The organism is Nocardioides sp. zg-1230 (genome assembly GCF_013155335.1).
Lineage (GTDB): Bacteria > Actinomycetota > Actinomycetes > Propionibacteriales > Nocardioidaceae > Nocardioides.
The window spans coordinates 103,660-121,163 of sequence record NZ_JABJQZ010000008.1 but is presented as its reverse complement, the minus strand read 5'-3'; the positions used below and the strand labels follow the sequence as shown (position 1 = coordinate 121,163).

At 70.9% G+C, this 17,504-nt stretch carries 11 protein-coding genes; 7 read left to right on the top strand and 4 right to left on the bottom strand.

Going from position 1 to position 17,504, the window contains the following annotated elements:
- Window positions 1-113: 113 nt before the first annotated feature.
- The 5 genes from HOO61_RS19905 (at window position 114) to HOO61_RS19885 (ending at window position 11,430) form a co-directional block, all read left to right on the top strand.
- Window positions 114-6,542 (top strand): ThuA domain-containing protein, encoded by a 6,429-nt coding sequence (locus tag HOO61_RS19905; protein WP_172259113.1) that lies wholly within the window; start codon window positions 114-116, stop codon window positions 6,540-6,542.
- A gap of 298 nt (window positions 6,543-6,840) precedes the next feature.
- Window positions 6,841-7,848, top strand: a complete 1,008-nt coding sequence (locus HOO61_RS19900) for a sugar phosphate isomerase/epimerase (protein ID WP_172259114.1) — start codon at window positions 6,841-6,843, stop codon at window positions 7,846-7,848.
- A 10-nt stretch (window positions 7,849-7,858) separates the two neighbouring features.
- Entirely contained in the window at window positions 7,859-9,037 is a 1,179-nt protein-coding gene (locus tag HOO61_RS19895) for an inositol-3-phosphate synthase (protein WP_172259115.1), read from the top strand.
- On the top strand, window positions 9,038-9,577 hold the full coding sequence (locus HOO61_RS19890) for a copper resistance protein CopC (RefSeq protein ID WP_367650205.1): 540 nt from the start codon (window positions 9,038-9,040) through the stop codon (window positions 9,575-9,577).
- 290 nt (window positions 9,578-9,867) lie between these two features.
- Window positions 9,868-11,430, top strand: a complete 1,563-nt coding sequence (locus HOO61_RS19885) for a M20/M25/M40 family metallo-hydrolase (protein WP_253942388.1) — start codon at window positions 9,868-9,870, stop codon at window positions 11,428-11,430.
- A 98-nt stretch (window positions 11,431-11,528) separates the two neighbouring features.
- Here HOO61_RS19885 and HOO61_RS19880 read toward each other — a convergent pair whose 3' ends face one another.
- Genes HOO61_RS19880 through HOO61_RS19865 form a run of 4 tightly spaced genes read right to left on the bottom strand, consistent with a single transcriptional unit; the run spans window position 11,529 to window position 15,020 of the window.
- On the bottom strand, window positions 11,529-11,939 hold the full coding sequence (locus HOO61_RS19880) for a universal stress protein (protein WP_216658889.1): 411 nt from the start codon (window positions 11,937-11,939) through the stop codon (window positions 11,529-11,531).
- The gene (locus HOO61_RS19875) at window positions 11,936-13,489 is read right to left on the bottom strand and encodes a tripartite tricarboxylate transporter permease (protein WP_172259118.1); all 1,554 of its coding nucleotides are present in this window, start codon (window positions 13,487-13,489) and stop codon (window positions 11,936-11,938) included. The genes HOO61_RS19880 and HOO61_RS19875 overlap by 4 nt, the downstream gene beginning before the upstream one ends.
- A complete protein-coding gene (locus HOO61_RS19870) occupies window positions 13,489-14,028 on the bottom strand; it encodes a tripartite tricarboxylate transporter TctB family protein (RefSeq protein ID WP_172259119.1) in 540 nt (179 codons plus the stop codon). Before HOO61_RS19870 ends, HOO61_RS19875 begins: the two co-directional genes overlap by 1 nt.
- Complete coding sequence (locus HOO61_RS19865; RefSeq protein WP_172259120.1) at window positions 14,025-15,020, bottom strand: tripartite tricarboxylate transporter substrate binding protein; 996 nt, start codon at window positions 15,018-15,020, stop codon at window positions 14,025-14,027. The genes HOO61_RS19870 and HOO61_RS19865 overlap by 4 nt, the downstream gene beginning before the upstream one ends.
- A 118-nt stretch (window positions 15,021-15,138) precedes the next feature.
- Between HOO61_RS19865 and HOO61_RS19860 the strand changes: the two genes are divergently transcribed.
- Together HOO61_RS19860 and HOO61_RS19855 are read left to right on the top strand one after the other, a co-directional pair.
- Window positions 15,139-16,746: an ATP-binding protein gene (locus HOO61_RS19860; protein WP_216658890.1), complete on the top strand. Its 1,608-nt coding sequence runs from the start codon at window positions 15,139-15,141 to the stop codon at window positions 16,744-16,746.
- Entirely contained in the window at window positions 16,743-17,435 is a 693-nt protein-coding gene (locus HOO61_RS19855) for a response regulator (protein ID WP_172259122.1), read from the top strand. The genes HOO61_RS19860 and HOO61_RS19855 overlap by 4 nt, the downstream gene beginning before the upstream one ends.
- Window positions 17,436-17,504 lie beyond the last annotated feature (69 nt).

Sequence of the window (17,504 nt, the reverse complement as noted above, 5' to 3'; positions counted from 1 at the left end):
CCCGCACGACAGCACGACAGCACGACAGCACGACCGCATGACAAGGGCCGAACGCCCGGGGACCCGCCCCGGAACCGATGGAGCGCACATCCGTCACCACAGAAGGGATCGTGATGAACAGACTCATCACGCGACTGCAGAGGCGCTCCCGCGTCGCAGTCGGCTCCAGCATGGCCCTGCTCGTCTCGCTGCCGCTGGGCGCGGGCGTCGGGCTGGCCTCCTCGGCCTCCGCGGCACCGAGCACCGAGCGTGCCGCCGCCACCGCGCCTGACGACCGGGCCACGGCCTCCGACAGGACCGAGAAGAAGCAGAAGAAGACCGAGACCGAGAGCGTCCTGGGCGACGCGGTCCCGTGGACCGCCGATCCGGCCGCCTCCGCGGCGGCGGCAGCAGAGGAGTCGTTCGACGCACTCCTCTTCTCCAAGACCGCGGCGTTCCGCCACTCGAACATCGACGAGGCCACGACTGCCATCCAGGCCCTCGCGGCGGACAACAACTTCACGGTGACCGCGACGGAGGACAGCACCGCGTTCACCGACGCCAACCTCGAGCAGTACGAGGTCGTCATCTTCCTCTCGACGACCGGTGACGTGCTGAACGACGCCCAGCAGGGTGCCTTCGAGCGCTACATCCAGGCAGGCGGCGGCTACGCGGGCATCCACGCCGCCTCCGACACCGAGTACAGCTGGCCGTGGTACGGCGAGCTGGTCGGCTCCTACTTCAACAACCACCCGCCGGGCACCCCGACCGCGACCGTCAAGGTCGAGGACCACGCGCACCCCTCCACCGCCGGCATCGAGCCGCTGTGGGAGCGCACCGACGAGTGGTACAACTTCCGCACCAACCCCCGCGGCAAGGTGCACGTGCTCGCCTCGCTCGACGAGTCGACGTACACCCCGGGCAGCGGGGCGATGGGCAACGAGCACCCGATCGCGTGGTGCCAGGACTACGACGGCGGCCGCAGCTGGTACACCGGCATGGGGCACACCGAGGCCTCGTTCGTCGAGCCGACGTTCCTCCAGCACGTCCTCGGAGGCATCCAGACCGCGGCCGGCGTGGTCGACTCCGACTGCACTGCCACCCTCGAGCCCAGCTTCGAGAAGGTCGCGCTCGACGAGAACACCTCCAACCCGATGGAGCTCGCCATCGCCGACGACGGTCGCGTGTTCTACGTCGACCGCAACGGTGACGTGCGCATCATCCTGACCAACGGCAACGTGGTGACCGCGGGCAGCATCCCGGTCTACACCGGCCAGGAGTTCGGCATGCTCGGGATCGCGCTCGACCCCGACTTCGCCACCAACAACTGGGTCTACCTCCACTACTCGCCGGCGGGCTCGACGGCCATCGACCGCATCTCCCGCTACACGATGGACGGGAACACGCTCCAGCTCGGCACCGCCACGACGATCCTCGACGTCCCGACGCAGCGCGACCAGTGCTGCCACGCGGGCGGCGCTATGGAGTTCGACAACGACGGCAACCTCTACCTCGCCACCGGTGACAACACCAACCCGTTCGACTCGAGCGGCTACACGCCGATCGACGAGCGACCCGGCCGCAGCGCGTGGGACGCCCAGCGCACCTCGGCGAACTCCAACTCGCTGATGGGCAAGGTGCTGCGCATCAAGCCCCTGGCGGCCGGCGGCTACAGCATCCCGGAGGGCAACCTCTTCGACGAGGCCGACGACACCGATGACAAGACCCGTCCCGAGATCTATGCGATGGGCTTCCGCAACCCGTTCCGCATCGGCCTCGACGAGCAGCACAACAACCTGCTCGTGGCTGACTACGGCCCGGACGCCGGCTCCGTCAGCGCCACACGTGGGCCCAACGGCCGCGTCGAGTGGAACATCCTCGACGAGCCCGGCAACTACGGCTGGCCCTATTGCGTGGGTGACAACACCCCCTACAACGACTACAACTTCGCCAGCAGCACGGCCGGTGCGGCCTTCGACTGCGCCAACCCGGTGAACGACTCGCCCAACAACACGGGCCTGACCGACCTGCCGCCGGCTAAGGCAGCGGTCATGTGGCAGAGCAACAACGCCTCGATCACCGGCACCCCGGAGATCGGGGCCAGTGGCGCACCGATGACGTCGGGCACCTACTCCTACGACCCCGACCTCGCCTCCGACCGCAAGTGGCCCGCCTACTTCGACAGCAAGGCGATCTGGGCCGACTGGAACAACAACCGGTTGTTCAGCGTGCAGCTCAACGAGGCCGGCACCGACTACACCGACCTCAACCGCTTCCTGCCCAACCTGCCCATGCGACGACCCCACGCCCTCCAGTTCGGGCCGGACGGTGCGCTCTACATGATCGAGTGGGGCAGCGGCTTCAACGGCAACAACACCGACTCGGGCATCTACCGGATCGACTACGTCGAGGGCAACCGCGCGCCGGTGGCCAGGGCGACGGCCGACAAGACGTCGGGTCCGGCGCCGCTGACCGTCCAGTTCGACGGCAGCGCCTCCTTCGACGCCGACACCGGCGACGCCACGGGCCTGACCTACGCCTGGGACTTCGACGGCGACGGCACCACCGATGCCACGACCCCGACCGGCAGCTTCACCTACACCGACCCGGGTGACTACACCGCACGGCTCACCGTGACCGACGAGGGCGGCCGGACCGGCACGACCAACATCGACATCACGTCGGGCAACACCGCGCCGACCGTCGAGCTGGTCCTGCCCCCGGACGGCGGCTTCTTCGAGTTCGGTGACTACCTCGCGTACGAGGTCGAGGTGAGCGACCCCGAGGACGGCACGATCGACTGCGACCGCGTCGTCGTCCAGCCCGGGCTCGGCCACGACCAGCACTCGCACGACTACGAGCAGTACCGGGGCTGCAGCGGCGTCCTCGCGCTGCCCGGCGACACCGGCCACGTGGGCGCCAACATATTCGGCACCATCAAGGCCACCTACACCGACAGCGGCTCCGGCGAGGCCGGGGAGCTGACGAGCGTGGACGGCATCGTCCTGCACACCAAGAAGAAGGAGGCCGAGTACTTCGACGAGACCGGTCGCACCGGGTCCAACACCTCGGGCACCCCGGGCGTCACGACCCAGACGACCACCGACACCGACGGCGGCCAGAACGTCAACGGCGTCGAGACCGGCGACTGGTTCGGCTGGGACGTGATGAACCTGACCGGCATCACCGGCGTCACGATGCGCGCGGCCTCCACCACGGCGGGTGCGGCGTTCGAGGTCCGGCAGGGATCGCCCACCGGCCCCGCTATCGCCACGATCGCCGTGCCCAGCACGGGCGGCGCCCAGACCTACCAGGACGTGACCGCCGCGTTCACCGGCGCGTCCACCGACAGCGAGCCCCTCTACGTGGTCGCGACCACCGGAGGCGCCAACGTCAACTGGCTGCGGTTCAACGGCCGGGGCGTGACCGACAACCAGCCCCCGGCCGTCTCGATCGAGGCCAGCTCGACCAACGGTGAGGCACCTCTCCCGGTGGACTTCACGAGCACGGTCGAGGACGCGGACGGTGACACCCCTGTCACCTACGCGTGGAAGTTCGGCGACGGCGCCAGCTCCACCGACGCCGACCCGAGCCACACCTACGCCACGCCGGGCACGTACGTCGTCGAGCTGGTGGTGACCGACTCGCGCGGGGCGAAGACCACCCGCACGCTGGAGGTCAGGGTCAGGGCGGCGCAGGACATCTGCTTCAGCGGTCGTTCCGACGACTTCGTGGGAGATGCCCTCGACACCGAGCGCTGGAACCGCAGCGTGCGCGTCGACCAGTCGCTCACGGTGGCGGACGGGTCGCTCAACATCCCGCTCACCAACGCCGACATCTACCAGGGCACGAACACGGCGCCCAACATCGTCCTGCAGGACCTGCCCGCCGGGCGGTTCGAGGTCACGACGAAGCTCACGCTGCCCGCCGTGCGCGGCTACCAGCAGGGTGGACTGATCGTCTACGGCGACGACAACAACTACCTCAAGCTCGTCTACTCCGGTCGCTCCACGGCCGCGGCGGGCAGCAAGGCAGCCAACGTCATCCAGTTCGCCAAGGAGGTCAACGGCACGGCGTCGGAGTCGAACTCCACCGCCCTCGGCGCGACCTTCCCCGACACCGTGTGGCTGCGGATGACGAGCACCGACGGCAACGTCGTCACTCCGACCTACAGCACCGACGGAGCCACTTGGCTCCCGATCACGACGTCGAACGGCACGGCCGCCCCGCGCGACCTGACCGGCATCACCGCACCGAAGGTCGGCCTGCTCGCCCTGGGCAGCACGGCTGCAGGAGCGGCTGACAACATCACCGCCGAGTTCGACTACTTCACGATCACCCCGGACGACACCGCTGTCGAGTGCAGCCCGCCGTGCGTCGTCGAGGAGTTCAACGGCCAGTCCCTGGCGTCCCCGCCGTGGACGGTCGTGCGACCGAGCGGGAACCTCACGGTCTCCGGCGGTTCGCTGAAGATCCCGATGGAGGCGACCGACCTCTACCAGACGACGAACACCGCCCGCGACCTGGTCCTCCGGGACCTGCCCGAGGGTCCGTTCGTCGCCACCACCAAGGTCACCGCACCGATCAACAGGTCCTACCAGTCGGCAGGCCTGCTGATCTATGGCGACGACGACAACTACCTCAAGCACGTCTTCCAGGGACGCAGCACCGATCCCAACGCCGCGTCCAACATCATCCAGACGGCGCGGGAGACCGCCGGCAGTGCGGTCGAGACCAACACCCCGGGCCTCGGGGCCGAGTTCCCGACCACCGTGTGGCTGCGACTGACCAGCGAGGACGGCGACGAGGTCCTCGGCAGCTACAGCACCGACGGCGTGAGCTGGACCGACATGTCCGGTGGCTACAGCATCGCCGACATCGCCGAGCCGAGGATCGGCCTCCTCTCCGCCGCCAACCAGACGGCCGGAGCAGGGATCACGCCGAGCTTCGACTTCTTCACCCTCGGTGAGGACGAGACCTGCGAGCCGGGCGGGGAGGAGCCGGGCGACACCACCGACCCGGAGGTCAGCGCCGCCGTCACGGGGGAGACGACCAAGACGGTCACCATCACCGCCACCGACGACTCGGGTGCGGCGACCATCGAGTACCAGATCGGCGACGCCACGACGTGGACGACCTACACCACGCCGTTGACGTTCGACGAGCCCGGCACCTACGTCGTGCGCTACCGCGCCACCGACGCAGCGGGCAACAGGGCGACCGGACAGGTCGAGGTCGTGGTGCCGGAGGTGCAGCCTGAGGACACCACAGCACCGACGACAGAGCTGGTCATCGCCGACGCGGGTGAGACCGGCTGGTACACCTCGCGCCCGTCATTCACACTGACGGCCACCGACGAAGCGGGCGGGTCGGGCGTCGCCTCGATCGAGTACCGCATCGACGGTGGGGACTGGGAGGAGTACGACATCGCCGTCCCGGTGCCCGGCGAGGGTGAGGTCGTGGTCGAGTACCGCTCGACCGACGAGGCGGGCAACGTCTCGGAGGTAGGTTCGGAGACGCTCAAGGTCGACACCGCGCCTCCGGTCGTCACCACGGCCGAGACCGGCAGCACCACCAGGACGGTCACCCTGACCGCGACCGACGCCACCTCGGGTGTGGCGCGGATCGAGTACCAGATCGGCGACGCCACCACGTGGAGCACGTACGACGCTCCTCTGGCGTTCGACGAGCCGGGGACCTATCCGGTGCGCTACCGCGCGACCGACAACGCGGGCAACACCGAGGGCGGACAGCTCGAGGTCGTCGTCAGCGAGGCGGGCGGGCCGGTCGAGCCGGCGAAGCCGTCGGTCACGATGACCACGGCGCCCGTCGCGGCCAACGGTCGCGCGAACTGGTTCACGGCGCCCGTCACGGTCGCCCTTGCGGGTGCCGGCGGCGAGGGCCGGATCTCGATGGAGTACCGCATCGACAACGGCCCGTGGACGGCGTACACCACGCCCTTCACGGTCAGCGCCGACGGCGTCACCCGGGTCCAGGCCCGGGCGACCGACGCTGCTGGGACCACCTCGGCGGTGGAGACGATCACCATCAAGATGGACGCCACGGCGCCCACGGTGACCGTCTCGGGCATCGCCGACGGGGCCAAGCTGGACGTCGCAGCGGCGCGCACGGCTCGGGTCGGCGTCACCGACGCCACGTCGGGCGCCGCCGAGCAGGTGGTCCGGCTCGACGGCACGGTGGTGAGGGCGCCGGTGCGCCTCGACGCGATGTCGCTGGCACCAGGTCGGCACACGCTCGAGGTCACCGTCCTCGACGAGGCGGGCAACCAGGCGTCGCAGACGGTCACCTTCCGGGTGGTCGTGTCCTCCGGCAAGGTCAGGAAGCTCGTCAACCGCCTCGACGACCAGGGCCTGGTCAGCCCGAAGGTGGCCAAGCAGCTCAAGAAGCAGCTCCAGGCCGCCAAGCGGGCCGACCGTCGAAAGGACGCGGGAGCGGCCATCCGGTCGCTCAAGCGGTTCGAGCGGCTCGCCTCCCGAGTGAAGGACAAGGAGGTGAGGCTCGCACTCAAGCGCCTGTCGCGCACGCTGAAGTCGCAGCTGTAGGCGCCGGTGGCGAGCACGAGACGTCCGTAGCCGGGCGGCTCGGCCACCACGTCACCCTCGGGTGAGGTGAACCGGCGCGTACGCAGGATCGGCCCTGCGTGCGAGCCGGAGGCCGGGCCCCCGGTTGGGCGGGGGGTGGCGCCGTGAGGCGTCGCCCCCGAGCGGCCGGTGCCGGGACACGGCGCTCCGTCCCGGCACCGGTCCGCACCGGACGGCCGGCACCACGACCAGACAGCACCACCGCAGCACCACCAGCACCACCAGCCGAACGCACCACCACCACACCTGAGGAGCACACATGCCACGCCCCGTCACCCTGTTCACCGGCCAGTGGGCCGACCTGCCGTTCGAGGAGATGTGCAAGCTCGCCTCCGGCTGGGGCTACGACGGCCTCGAGCTCGCCTGCTGGGGCGACCACTTCGACCCGTGGGCAGCGGTCGAGGACGAGTCCTACGTCCCGGCCAAGCTGGAGATGCTCAAGAAGTACGACCTGCAGGTCTTCGCGATCAGCAACCACCTCAAGGGCCAGGCGGTCTGCGACGACCCGATCGACGCCCGCCACCGCGACATCCTCCCCGACCGCATCTGGGGCGACGGCGACGCCGAGGGCGTGCGCCAGCGCGCCGCGGAGGAGATGAAGATGACCGCGCGCGCCGCGCGCAAGCTCGGGGTCGACGTCGTCGTCGGCTTCACCGGGTCCTCGATCTGGAAGTACGTCGCGATGTTCCCGCCGGCGTCCCAGGCCCTCGTCGACGCCGGCTACCAGGACTTCGCCGACCGCTGGAACCCGATCCTCGACGTCTTCGACAGCGAGGGCGTCCGCTTCGCCCACGAGGTGCACCCCTCCGAGATCGCCTACGACTACTGGACCACCGTGGCCGCGCTCGACGCGATCGACCACCGCGAGGCGTTCGGCCTCAACTGGGACCCCTCGCACTTCGTCTGGCAGGACCTCGACCCGGTCGGGTTCCTCTGGGACTTCAAGGACCGGATCTACCACGTCGACTGCAAGGACGCGAAGAAGCAGGTCGGCAACGGCCGCAACGGACGCATGGGTTCGCACCTGGCCTGGGCCGACCCGCGCCGCGGGTGGGACTTCGTCTCCACTGGCCACGGTGACGTGCCCTGGGAGGCGTCGTTCCGGATGCTCAACACGATCGGCTACGACGGCCCGATCTCCGTGGAGTGGGAGGACGCCGGCATGGACCGCCTCGTCGGCGCGCCCGAGGCGCTGGAGTTCGTGCGCCGACTGGCCTTCGACGCCCCGACGGCCGCGTTCGACGCCGCCTTCTCGACCTCGTCCTGACGGGCCCCAGATGTCCATCGACCCCGTGCACCACCCGTCCGACCAGGACGACACGAACCCCGCCCACGTGGTGACGGCCAGGACAGGCGTGTGGTTCGTGGGTGCGCGGGGCTCGGTGGCCACCACAGCGGTGGTCGGTGCGTACGCCGTGGCGCATGGCCTCGCACCGACCACCGCTCTCGTGACCGAGCTGCCGGAGCTGCGGCCCGAGGGCCTGCCGCCCCTGTCGGGACTGGTCTTCGGCGGCCACGACGTCAGCTCACGCTCGCTCGCCAAGCGGACGGAGGAGCTCGCGGCGGGTGGTGTCGTGCCGCCGTCGGTCGTGGACGCGGCCCGCGCCCACCTCGAGACCGTCGACGCCGAGGTACGCCCCGGTCATGCGGCCGGGTCGGCCTCTGCAGCTGACGCGGTGGAACGCCTCGCCGCCGACATCACCGACTTCCGCGACCGGCACCGCCTCGAGCGCGTGGTCGTCGTCGACGTCGCCAGCACGCAACCGCCGGTCCCCGACCCCGACGCGATGACGGTCGTCGACGACGCGCTGCCGGTCGGCGCGGTCTACGCGCTGGCGGCCTTCCGCGCGGGCGCGCCCTTCGTGTCCTTCACCCCGAGCCCGTGCCTGCGGCTCCCGGTCGTGGTCGAGGCAGCAGCGCGCAGCGGCCTGCCGTGGGCCGGGTGCGACGGGAAGACGGGGGAGACCCTGCTCAAGTCGGCACTCGCGCCCCTGTTCGTCATGCGCGCCCTCGAGCTGCGGTCGTGGACGTCGGTCAACCTCCTCGGCGGCGGTGACGGTGCGACCCTGGCCGATCCCGAGGCCGCCCGGAGCAAGACGGTCGCCAAGCGCAGCGGCCTCGATGCCATCGTCGGCCGCGCTGTCCCAGGGCCGATGCACATCGACCAGGTCGAGGACCTGGGGGAGTGGAAGACGGCCTGGGACCACGTGCGGTTCGACGGGTTCCTCGGCACGCGCATGACGCTCCAGCTCACCTGGGAGGGCTGCGACTCCGCCCTCGCCGCGCCGCTCGTCCTCGACCTCGCGCGCCTGGTGTCCGCCGCCCACGCAACCGGCAGGACGGGCCCCCTCACCGAGCTGGCCTTCTTCTTCAAGGACCCCGTCGGGGCCACCGAGCACCGACTCGCCCAGCAGTGGGACGACCTCGTCGCCTGGCGCCAGGGGCTCGGAGCATGAATTCCGCGGCGCCGCGTCGCGGGCTCGTCACCGTCGTCCTATCGGGCCTCGCGGCCCTCCTCCTGTGGGTGCCACCGCCCGCCTCCGCCCACGAGGAGCTCGTGTCCTCCGACCCCCTCGGCGTCGGGCGTGCTCGAGGCGCTGCCGTCGCGCGCGATCCTCACCTTCTCCGGGGCGGTCGCCGAGGTCCACGAGGTGACCGTGACCGGTCCCGACGGCAGCGTCGCCAACGGCGCGGCCACCGCCTTCGGCGCCGAGGTCCGCCAGAACCTGTGGGCCGGCCCCGACGGCGCCTACACCCTGACCTACGACGTCCTGTCCGCCGACGGCCACGAGATCGCCGGTGAGATCCGCTTCGAGGTGGACGATGGCCTGCCCGCCGAGGTGCGGGCGGCGGGGTCCTCGGCGTCCACTGCGTCCGAGGACGACTCCGACGGGACGCTGCGCGGGGTCGTCGTCCCGGCAGCGGTGGTCCTGCTGTCCGGCGCCTGCGCGCTGGTCATCCGGCAGCGGCGCCGCACGGCGAGGGAACCGGCCTGATCCTCCGGCACGGCCGGGCGCTCGCCAGGGTTACCCGCCGCCGCTCGGGCACCAGCGCGAGCATGCACGGCGTGAGGTCGTGCCCCGTCCAGGTGCGTGGTGGTCCGGTCGGGGGGTGCGGCGTGGCCCGTTCGGGCCAGGAGATCCCTAGTCATCTGCGCACCTGTGCGCATAGGTTGAGCGCCGCGGGCGACACCCGAGTGCCCGTCGACACGAATTGAGCGACAAAGGAGTCCTCTATGGTCAGCAAGCGTTCTGGACGATCTCTGGGCGTTGCAGCAGCCGGTCTGATGGTTGCCACTGCAGGTGCGGCGGTGCCGCTGACGGCCTCGTCCTCGGCCGCGGCACCTGCCGAGAAGGCGTGCGACAGCCGCAACAACAACACGTACTCCAAGCTCCTCGAGTGCGTCTCTGCCGACGGGGTCACCAAGCACCTCGAGGCCTTCCAGGCCATCGCGGACGCCAACGGCGGCACCCGCGCTACCGACACGCCCGGCTACCAGGCCAGCGTCGACTACGTCGTCGGGGTGCTCGAGAAGTCGGGGTGGACGGCAGACGTCGTGCCGTTCACCTACAACGCGACGGACACAGTGCTCCAGCAGCTCACCCCGACGCAGGCCGCGCACCCCCACGCCGGCGCGACCGGCACGGGCGAGGGCGACGTGACGGCTGCGGTGGTGCCGGTCGACATCGTCCTGACCGGTACCCGTGCCAACACCAGCGGTTGCGAGGCCGCGGACTTCGCCGGTTTCCCGGTCGGATCCATCGCACTGGTGCAGCGCGGCACCTGCCCGTTCGCGGCCAAGGCGATCAACGCCGAGCAGGCTGGCGCGTCCGGGGTCATCATCTTCAACCAGGGCGACGCGTCCGCCGGAGACCGTTTCGGCGTCATCAGTCCGACCCTGTCCCCGACTCCCGAGAACCCGACCGTCGTCGACATCCCCGTGGTCGGCACGAGCTTCGCCGCCGGCGAGTCCCTGGCCCAGACGGGCTCGACGGCGCGCGTCGCCGTCACCTTCCGCGAGGTCACCGACTACAACGTGATCGGCGAGCTGAAGGGCGAGGTCGAGGACAACGTCGTCATGGCCGGCGCCCACCTCGACTCGGTGCCGGCAGGCCCCGGCATCAACGACAACGGCAGCGGCTCGGCCGGGCTGCTCGACGTGGTCGAGGCCATGGGCAGCTCCAAGCCCCAGAACACCGTGCGCTTCGCCTGGTGGGGTGCGGAGGAGATCGGCCTGCTCGGGTCCAGTGCCTGGGTCGCGCAGCGCACCCAGGAGGAGAAGGACGAGATCGCGCTCTACCTCAACTTCGACATGATCGGCTCGCCGAACTACTACTTCGGCATCTACGACGCCGACGAGTCGAGCTTCGTGGCGCCGGTGCCGGTGCCGGAGGGGTCGGAGCACATCGAGGAGACCCTGGAGTCGTTCTACACCGTGCGCAGCGAGCCGTACGACGACTCGGCGTTCAGCGGCCGTAGCGACTACCAGGCCTTCATCAACAACGGCATCCCGTCCGGTGGCCTCTTCACGGGCGCGGAGGTCGTCAAGACCCCGGAGCAGCAGGCGATCTGGGGTGGTGTCGCCGGTGAGTCGTTCGACCAGTGCTACCACCAGGCCTGCGACACGATCGACAACGTCAACCAGAAGGCGCTCGACATCAACTCCGACGCGGTCGCGTTCGCCGTGCTCACCTACGCCTACTCGACCGAAGGCGTCAACGGGGTCGAGGGCCGCAACGTGCCCGGCAGGTTCACCATCCCGGCTCCCGCCGGGCCGGAGCACACCTTCGCCGGACCTCTCGGCGGCGACGACGGGCACGACCACGACCACGAGGCCGTGGCCAGCTGAACCGAGCTGAACCCGGCTGAACCCGGCTGGGGTCCAGCAGCATCGTGCGGCCGGGATGGGCGACCAACACGTCGCCCGTCCCGGCCGCACTAGTGTCGTCAGCCGGCCGGCTTCACCGCCAGCACGGCGCAGTCCGCGCCGAGCAGGATCCGCTGGGCGACGCTGCCCATCAGCAGCTTGCCCACCGGCGAGCGGCGGCGCAGGCCGATCACGACCAGGTCGGCGGAGACGTCCTCGGCCACCGCCAGGACCTGGTCCCCGACGTCGGCGCCCATCGAGCGTCGTACGTCGACCTCGACACCCGCCGCGCCCAGCTCGGCCGTCAGCGCGGCGAGCTGGTCCTCGTCGGCGTAGCGCTCGTCGACCAGCGCGTCACCGCGCGTGGCGTTGACGACCACGATGCGTCCGTCGCGCAGCCGCGCCTCCTCCACACCGCGGTGCAATGCGGTCTCACCGAACTCGTCGGGGGTCCAGCCCACCACGATCGTCACTGCTGCCTGCTGGCTCATCGCACCTGCTCCTTGTCCACGGACTCGTCGGTCGGGGTGTCGAGCTCCTCGGCCACGGCGGCCGGGGTGGGGCGGATCCGGCGGACCGCCAGGGGAGCGATCACCGCGATCGCGACCACCACGTAGATCACCACGGCGAGGGGCTCGCTCCAGAGCCCGGCGACGTCGCCTCCCGAGATCGCCATCGCCTCGCGGAGCCGGAACTCCATCAGCGGCCCGAGGATGACGCCCAGGATCAGCGGCAGCACCGGGAGACCGAAGCGGCGCATCGCCAGGCCGAGCAGGCCGAGCAGCACCAGCAGGAACAAGTCGAAGGCCTGCAGGTTGGCGGCATACGCCCCGAGCGCGGCGAAGAACAGGATGCCGGCGTAGAGCTGAGGCCGGGGGATCCGCAGCAGCTTGGCCCACACGGGGGCCAGCGGGAGGTTGAGCACCAGGAGCAGCGCATTGCCGATCAGCAGGCTGGCCAGCAGCGCCCACACCAGCTCGGGCTGGTCGGTCATCAGGCCCGGGCCGGGCTCGATGCCGTATCCCTGGAGCGCCGCGAGCATGACCGCGGAGGTCGCCGTGACCGGGAGGCCGAGCGCCAGGAGCGGGACGAACGTGCCGGCGGCCGAGGCGTTGTTGGCGGCCTCGGGCCCGGCGACGCCCTCGATGGCGCCCTTGCCGAACTCGTCGACGCCCTTGCGCTTCGCGATCCGCTTCTCGGTCAGGTAGGACAGGAAGGTGGGGATCTCCGCGCCGCCCGCGGGCAGCGCACCGAACGGGAAGCCGTACGCCGTCCCGCGCAGCCACGGGCCCCACGAGCGCCGCAGGTCGTCGCGGCCCATCCACGGACGGCCGACCGGGATCACGTGCAGGGGGCTGCGACGGAGGTGGGCGGCCACCCACAGCGCCTCGCCGAGGGCGAAGATGCCGACCGCCACCACGACCACGTCGATCCGGTCCGCCAGCAGCGGCTGGTCGAAGCTGAGCCGGGGTTGGCCGGTGTTGAGGTCGAGCCCGACGAGGCCGATGGTCAGGCCGAGGAACAGGGCGATGAAGCCGCGCAGCGGCGACCCGCCGAGCACGCTGGTCACCATGATCATCGCGAGGACCATGAGGGCGAAGTAGGACGGGGCGCCGATCTCGACTGCCACCGAGGCCAGCGCGGGGGCGAAGAAGACGACCAGCAGGGTGCCGATGGTGCCGGCGATGAAGGAGCCGATCGCGGCGGTGGCCAGCGCCTGCGCCGCCCGTCCGGCCCGTGCCATCAGGTTGCCCTCGAGCGCCGTCATCACCGAGGCTGACTCGCCCGGGGTGTTGAGCAGGATCGACGTCGTCGAGCCGCCGTACATGCCGCCGTAGTAGATGCCGGCGAACATGATGAAGGCGCCGATCGGGTCGAGGCCGTAGGTCACCGGCAGCAGCAGGGCCACGGCCATGGCCGGCCCGATGCCGGGCAGGACGCCGACGAAGGTGCCCAGGAGCACGCCGATGCAGGCGAAGAGCAGGTTCTGCGGGGTCAGGACGGAGCCGAAGCCGTCCATGAGCAGGGAGAGGTTCTCCATCAGAGCACCCCGTCCAGGATCCCGGCCGGCAGGATGACGCCGAGCCCCTCGTGGAAGGCGTACCAGCTGCTCACCGACAGCACGAGGCCGACGATGACGTCGCGGACCAGGGTGCGGCTGCCGAGCGACCAGGCCGAGCCGACGAAGAGGATCGCGCCGCTGATGGCCCAGCCCAGGAACGAGATCGTCAGGACCGTGAACATCAGGACGCCGACCAGCTTGCCGACGGTGACCCAGTCGGCCGGCTGGTGCAGGTCGATGTCCTCGCCGCCCTCGGCCTCCGGGACGTCGCCGCGCAGGGTGGCGAGCACCAGCAGGACGCCGAGCAGGACCGTCACGGCTCCGATGACGTAGGGGAAGACGCGCGGCCCGACCGGGTCGCCGAAGCCGATGCGCAACGTGGTGGCGTCGTAGACGGTGTAGGCGCCGACGACGACGAGCGCGGCCGCGAGGCCGAGCTGCGCCAGGTCGCGCCGGGGTTCCGCCGTGGTGGCGGGTGAGCCCGGGGTGCCCGGGTGGGTGTCGAGTGGTGTGCTCACAGCAGCTCCAGCTCCTCGAGGGTGGTGGCGACGCGCTCGTCCTGTTCCTTCAGGAACTGGGTGAAGTCGTCGCCGGTCTTGAACTCGTCGATCCAGCCGTTGTCCTCGAGGGCCTGCTGCCACTCGGGGGTCTCGTGCATCTCCTCGAGCATCCCGATGAGCTCGTCGCGACGCTCCTCGCTGATGCCGGGGGGCGCCCAGACACCGCGCCAGTTGGTGAAGACCAGGTCGATGCCGGCCTCGGTGAGGGTGGGGGCGTCGCTGATGCCCTCACCTTCGAGCCGCTCCTCGCCCGACACGGCCAGGAGCCGCAGCTCGCCGGAGGACAGCTGGCCCTCGAACTCGCCGACGCCGGAGAAGCCGACGTCGATCTTCTTGCCGAGCAGCGCGCTCGTCAGCGGGCCGCCGCCGTCGTACGGCACGTAGCGCACGTCGCGGGCGTCGATGTCGACCGCGCTCGCGAGCTGCATCGGGAACAGGTGGTCCGGCCCGCCGGGGGACGACCCTCCACCGACGACGATCGAAGCGGGGTCGTCCTGCCACGCCTGCACGAGGTCGTCGATCGTCTCGTACGGCGAGTCGGCGGGGACGAGCACGCCCTCCTGGTCCTCGATCAGCTGGGCGAGCGGCGTCGCGTCGTCCATCGAGTACGGCGCACCGAACGAGTAGAGCGACCCCACCACGCCGAGCCCGGCGGTCATCAGGGTGCGCTCGTCGCCCTCGGCGTTCATCAGCCGTGTCATGGCGACCGACCCGCCGGCGCCGATCACGTTGGTGACCTCGAAGGAACCGCCGGTGATGTCGCCGTTCTCCATGACCGCGACCGCGGCACGGCCGGTCTGGTCGTAGCCACCGCCGGGGCTGTTGGGGATCAGCATCGTCAGGTCGCGGCTCTGGTCGCCGCGCGTCACGCCGCAGCCCGTCGCCAGGAGCAGCGCGCTGGCGAGCGCGGCCACCGTGGCGACCGCCTGCCTCGTCCTTCGGCGCATCATGTGCTCTCCGATCTCTCGTGTGTCTCGTCCGGGTCGTCCTCGCCGGACCGCCCACGACGATGGTGGAGACTGCGTGTGGTGCTCGTCACGCTTGGGTAAGCAATGGAGGTTGTGGAACTTGTGGTCACGCTCGCGCTGGTGGCCGGCGACCCTCGCCGGTCAGTTCCTGGTGCTGCAGCTCACGGTGCTGCTCGTCGTGGTCGCCGTTGCGAGCGTGGTGTCGGTGCAGCAGAGCGACGCCGACTTCCGCGACACGCGTGGTGCAGGGCTCCGCGCGGACGCGGAGACCCTGGCCAACACGAAGATCGTGCGCTTCTCGTTCCGCACCGACGCGGTCGAGGCCAACCGCTCCGCCCTGACCCCGCTGACCCAGCGGTTCCAGGCCAGCGGTGTCTACCTCACCGACCCCGACGGGGTCGTTCTGGTCAGCAGTGACTTCGACGGCCGCGACCGCCGCATCGACCTGTCCGGGAGCACGGTGCAGCAGCTGCGCCCGTGGACCGGCGACGTCGACGACTTCGGGACTCCGTCGATCGCCGCGCAGGTGCCGATCATCAACCGGAAGCTCGAGCTGGTGGGCATCGCGATGGTGGCCGAGGAGTACCCCACGTGGGTCGAGCGGGCGCGGAGCGTGCTGCCCGACCTGCTGACGTTCGCAGGCCTCGGGCTGGCCCTGGGGGTGGCCGGGTCGTTCCTGCTGTCGCGGCTCATCCGGCGTCGTACGCGCGGCCTGGAGCCGTCCGCCATCGCGGCGCTGGCCGACCAGCGCGAGGCGCTCCTGCACTCGATCCGCGAAGGGGTCGTCGCGGTCGCGGACGACGGCACCGTGACGGTGCTGAGCGACAGCGCGCGCGAGCTCATCGGCCTCGAGGGCGAGGTGGAGGGACGCCGCGTCGACGACCTCGACCTCGAACCCGCCGTGCGCGACCTGCTCGCCGACGACGCCGAGATCCGGGACCACGTCGTCGTCCTGGGGGAGCGGGTCCTCGTCGTCAACCGCAACCCCGTGGTCGAGGCAGGCCGCCGGGTCGCGTCGGTGACCACGCTGCGCGACCGCACCGAGCTGCTCGCCCTGCAGAGCGAGCTCAGCGCGCGCGAGTCGATCACCAACACCCTGCGCGCCCAGACCCACGAGTTCCACAACCAGCTGCACACGATCTCCGGGCTCGTTCAGCTGGGGGAGTACGACGAGGTGTCGCGGCTCGTCGGCACCCTGAGCCGGCGCCGCCGCGACATCTCCGACGCCGTCACGGCCCACGTCGACGACCCCGCCGTGGCTGCCCTGCTCATCGCCAAGACCAGCCTCGCCGCCGAGCGCGGCGTCGACCTGGTCATGGCCGTCGACAGCGACCTGCCCCGCCTCGACCCGGAGGCGTCCACGGACGTCGGCACGGTGCTGGGCAACCTCGTCGACAACGCCGTGGACGCCTCCGTGTCGGTCGGCGGCACGAGCGTCGAGGTCGACCTGCGCCTCGACGGTGACGTCGTACGCCTCGCCGTCTCCGACACCGGGCCCGGCGTGCGGCCCGAGATGGTCGGGGAGATCTTCCGGCGGGGCTGGAGCACCAAGGCCGCGACCGCCGAGGGCCGGGGTGTCGGGCTGGCGCTGGTGCAGGTGGTCTGCGAACGTCGGGGCGGCGCCGTCACCGTCCACCCCGGCCGGGACGGCTCGGGCGCGGTGTTCGAGGCACAGCTGCCGGGCGTCGGAGTGGGGGTGGAGGCATGACCGGACCGGGTGGCGCACTGGGCGTGCTCGTCGTCGACGACGACTTCATGGTCGCGCGCATCCACACGCAGTTCGTGGAGCGGACCGAGGGGTTCGAGGTGGTCGGAGTCGCGAGCAGCGGCCAGGCCGCTCTCGACGACACCGCCCGCCTGCGACCCGACCTGCTGCTGCTCGACGTCCACCTGCCCGACATGACCGGCATCGACGTGCTACGCCGGCTGCGGGCCGCGGGCGACGACGTGGGGGTGCTGATGGTCACCGCGGCACGCGAGGCCGACACCGTCCGGGCCGCCGCGGCCGGGGGTGCGGTGCACTACCTCGTCAAGCCGTTCGACTACGAGGACCTGCAGGTGCGCCTCGAGTCCTTCCGCGCGGCCCAGCTGGCCCTCTCCGGCTCGGGCGCGCCCGGACAGGACGACATCGACGCTGTCTTCGGGGCGGCCGGTGCGGCTCCTGCGCCGGCGGTGAGCCTGCCCAAGGGACTCAGCCCGGAGACCGCCGACCTCGTGCAGTCTGCGCTGCGCGAGGCGGGTGAGCTGTCCGCCGCCGAGTGCGCCGACGTCGTCGGCATCTCGCGCGTCTCCGCGCGCCGCTACCTCGAGCACTTCGTCGCCCGCGGTGCCGTCGTCGTACGCCTGCAGTACGGCGGGGCGGGGCGCCCTGAGCGCCGCTACCGACCGACCGGCTAGCACCTCGCACCGGGTCGACGGCAGTGTCCGATTTCCGCTGGTGCGAGGTCGCGTGGGGTGACAGGCTCG

Coding starts and splice junctions, on each gene's coding strand:
- HOO61_RS19905 (WP_172259113.1), top strand. CDS start 114: ATGAACAGACTCATCACGCGACTGCAGAGGCGCTCCCGCGTCGCAGTC.
- HOO61_RS19900 (WP_172259114.1), top strand. CDS start 6,841: ATGCCACGCCCCGTCACCCTGTTCACCGGCCAGTGGGCCGACCTGCCG.
- HOO61_RS19895 (WP_172259115.1), top strand. CDS start 7,859: ATGTCCATCGACCCCGTGCACCACCCGTCCGACCAGGACGACACGAAC.
- HOO61_RS19885 (WP_253942388.1), top strand. CDS start 9,868: ATGGTTGCCACTGCAGGTGCGGCGGTGCCGCTGACGGCCTCGTCCTCG.
- HOO61_RS19880 (WP_216658889.1), bottom strand. CDS start 11,939: ATGAGCCAGCAGGCAGCAGTGACGATCGTGGTGGGCTGGACCCCCGAC.
- HOO61_RS19875 (WP_172259118.1), bottom strand. CDS start 13,489: ATGGAGAACCTCTCCCTGCTCATGGACGGCTTCGGCTCCGTCCTGACC.
- HOO61_RS19865 (WP_172259120.1), bottom strand. CDS start 15,020: ATGATGCGCCGAAGGACGAGGCAGGCGGTCGCCACGGTGGCCGCGCTC.
- HOO61_RS19855 (WP_172259122.1), top strand. CDS start 16,743: ATGACCGGACCGGGTGGCGCACTGGGCGTGCTCGTCGTCGACGACGAC.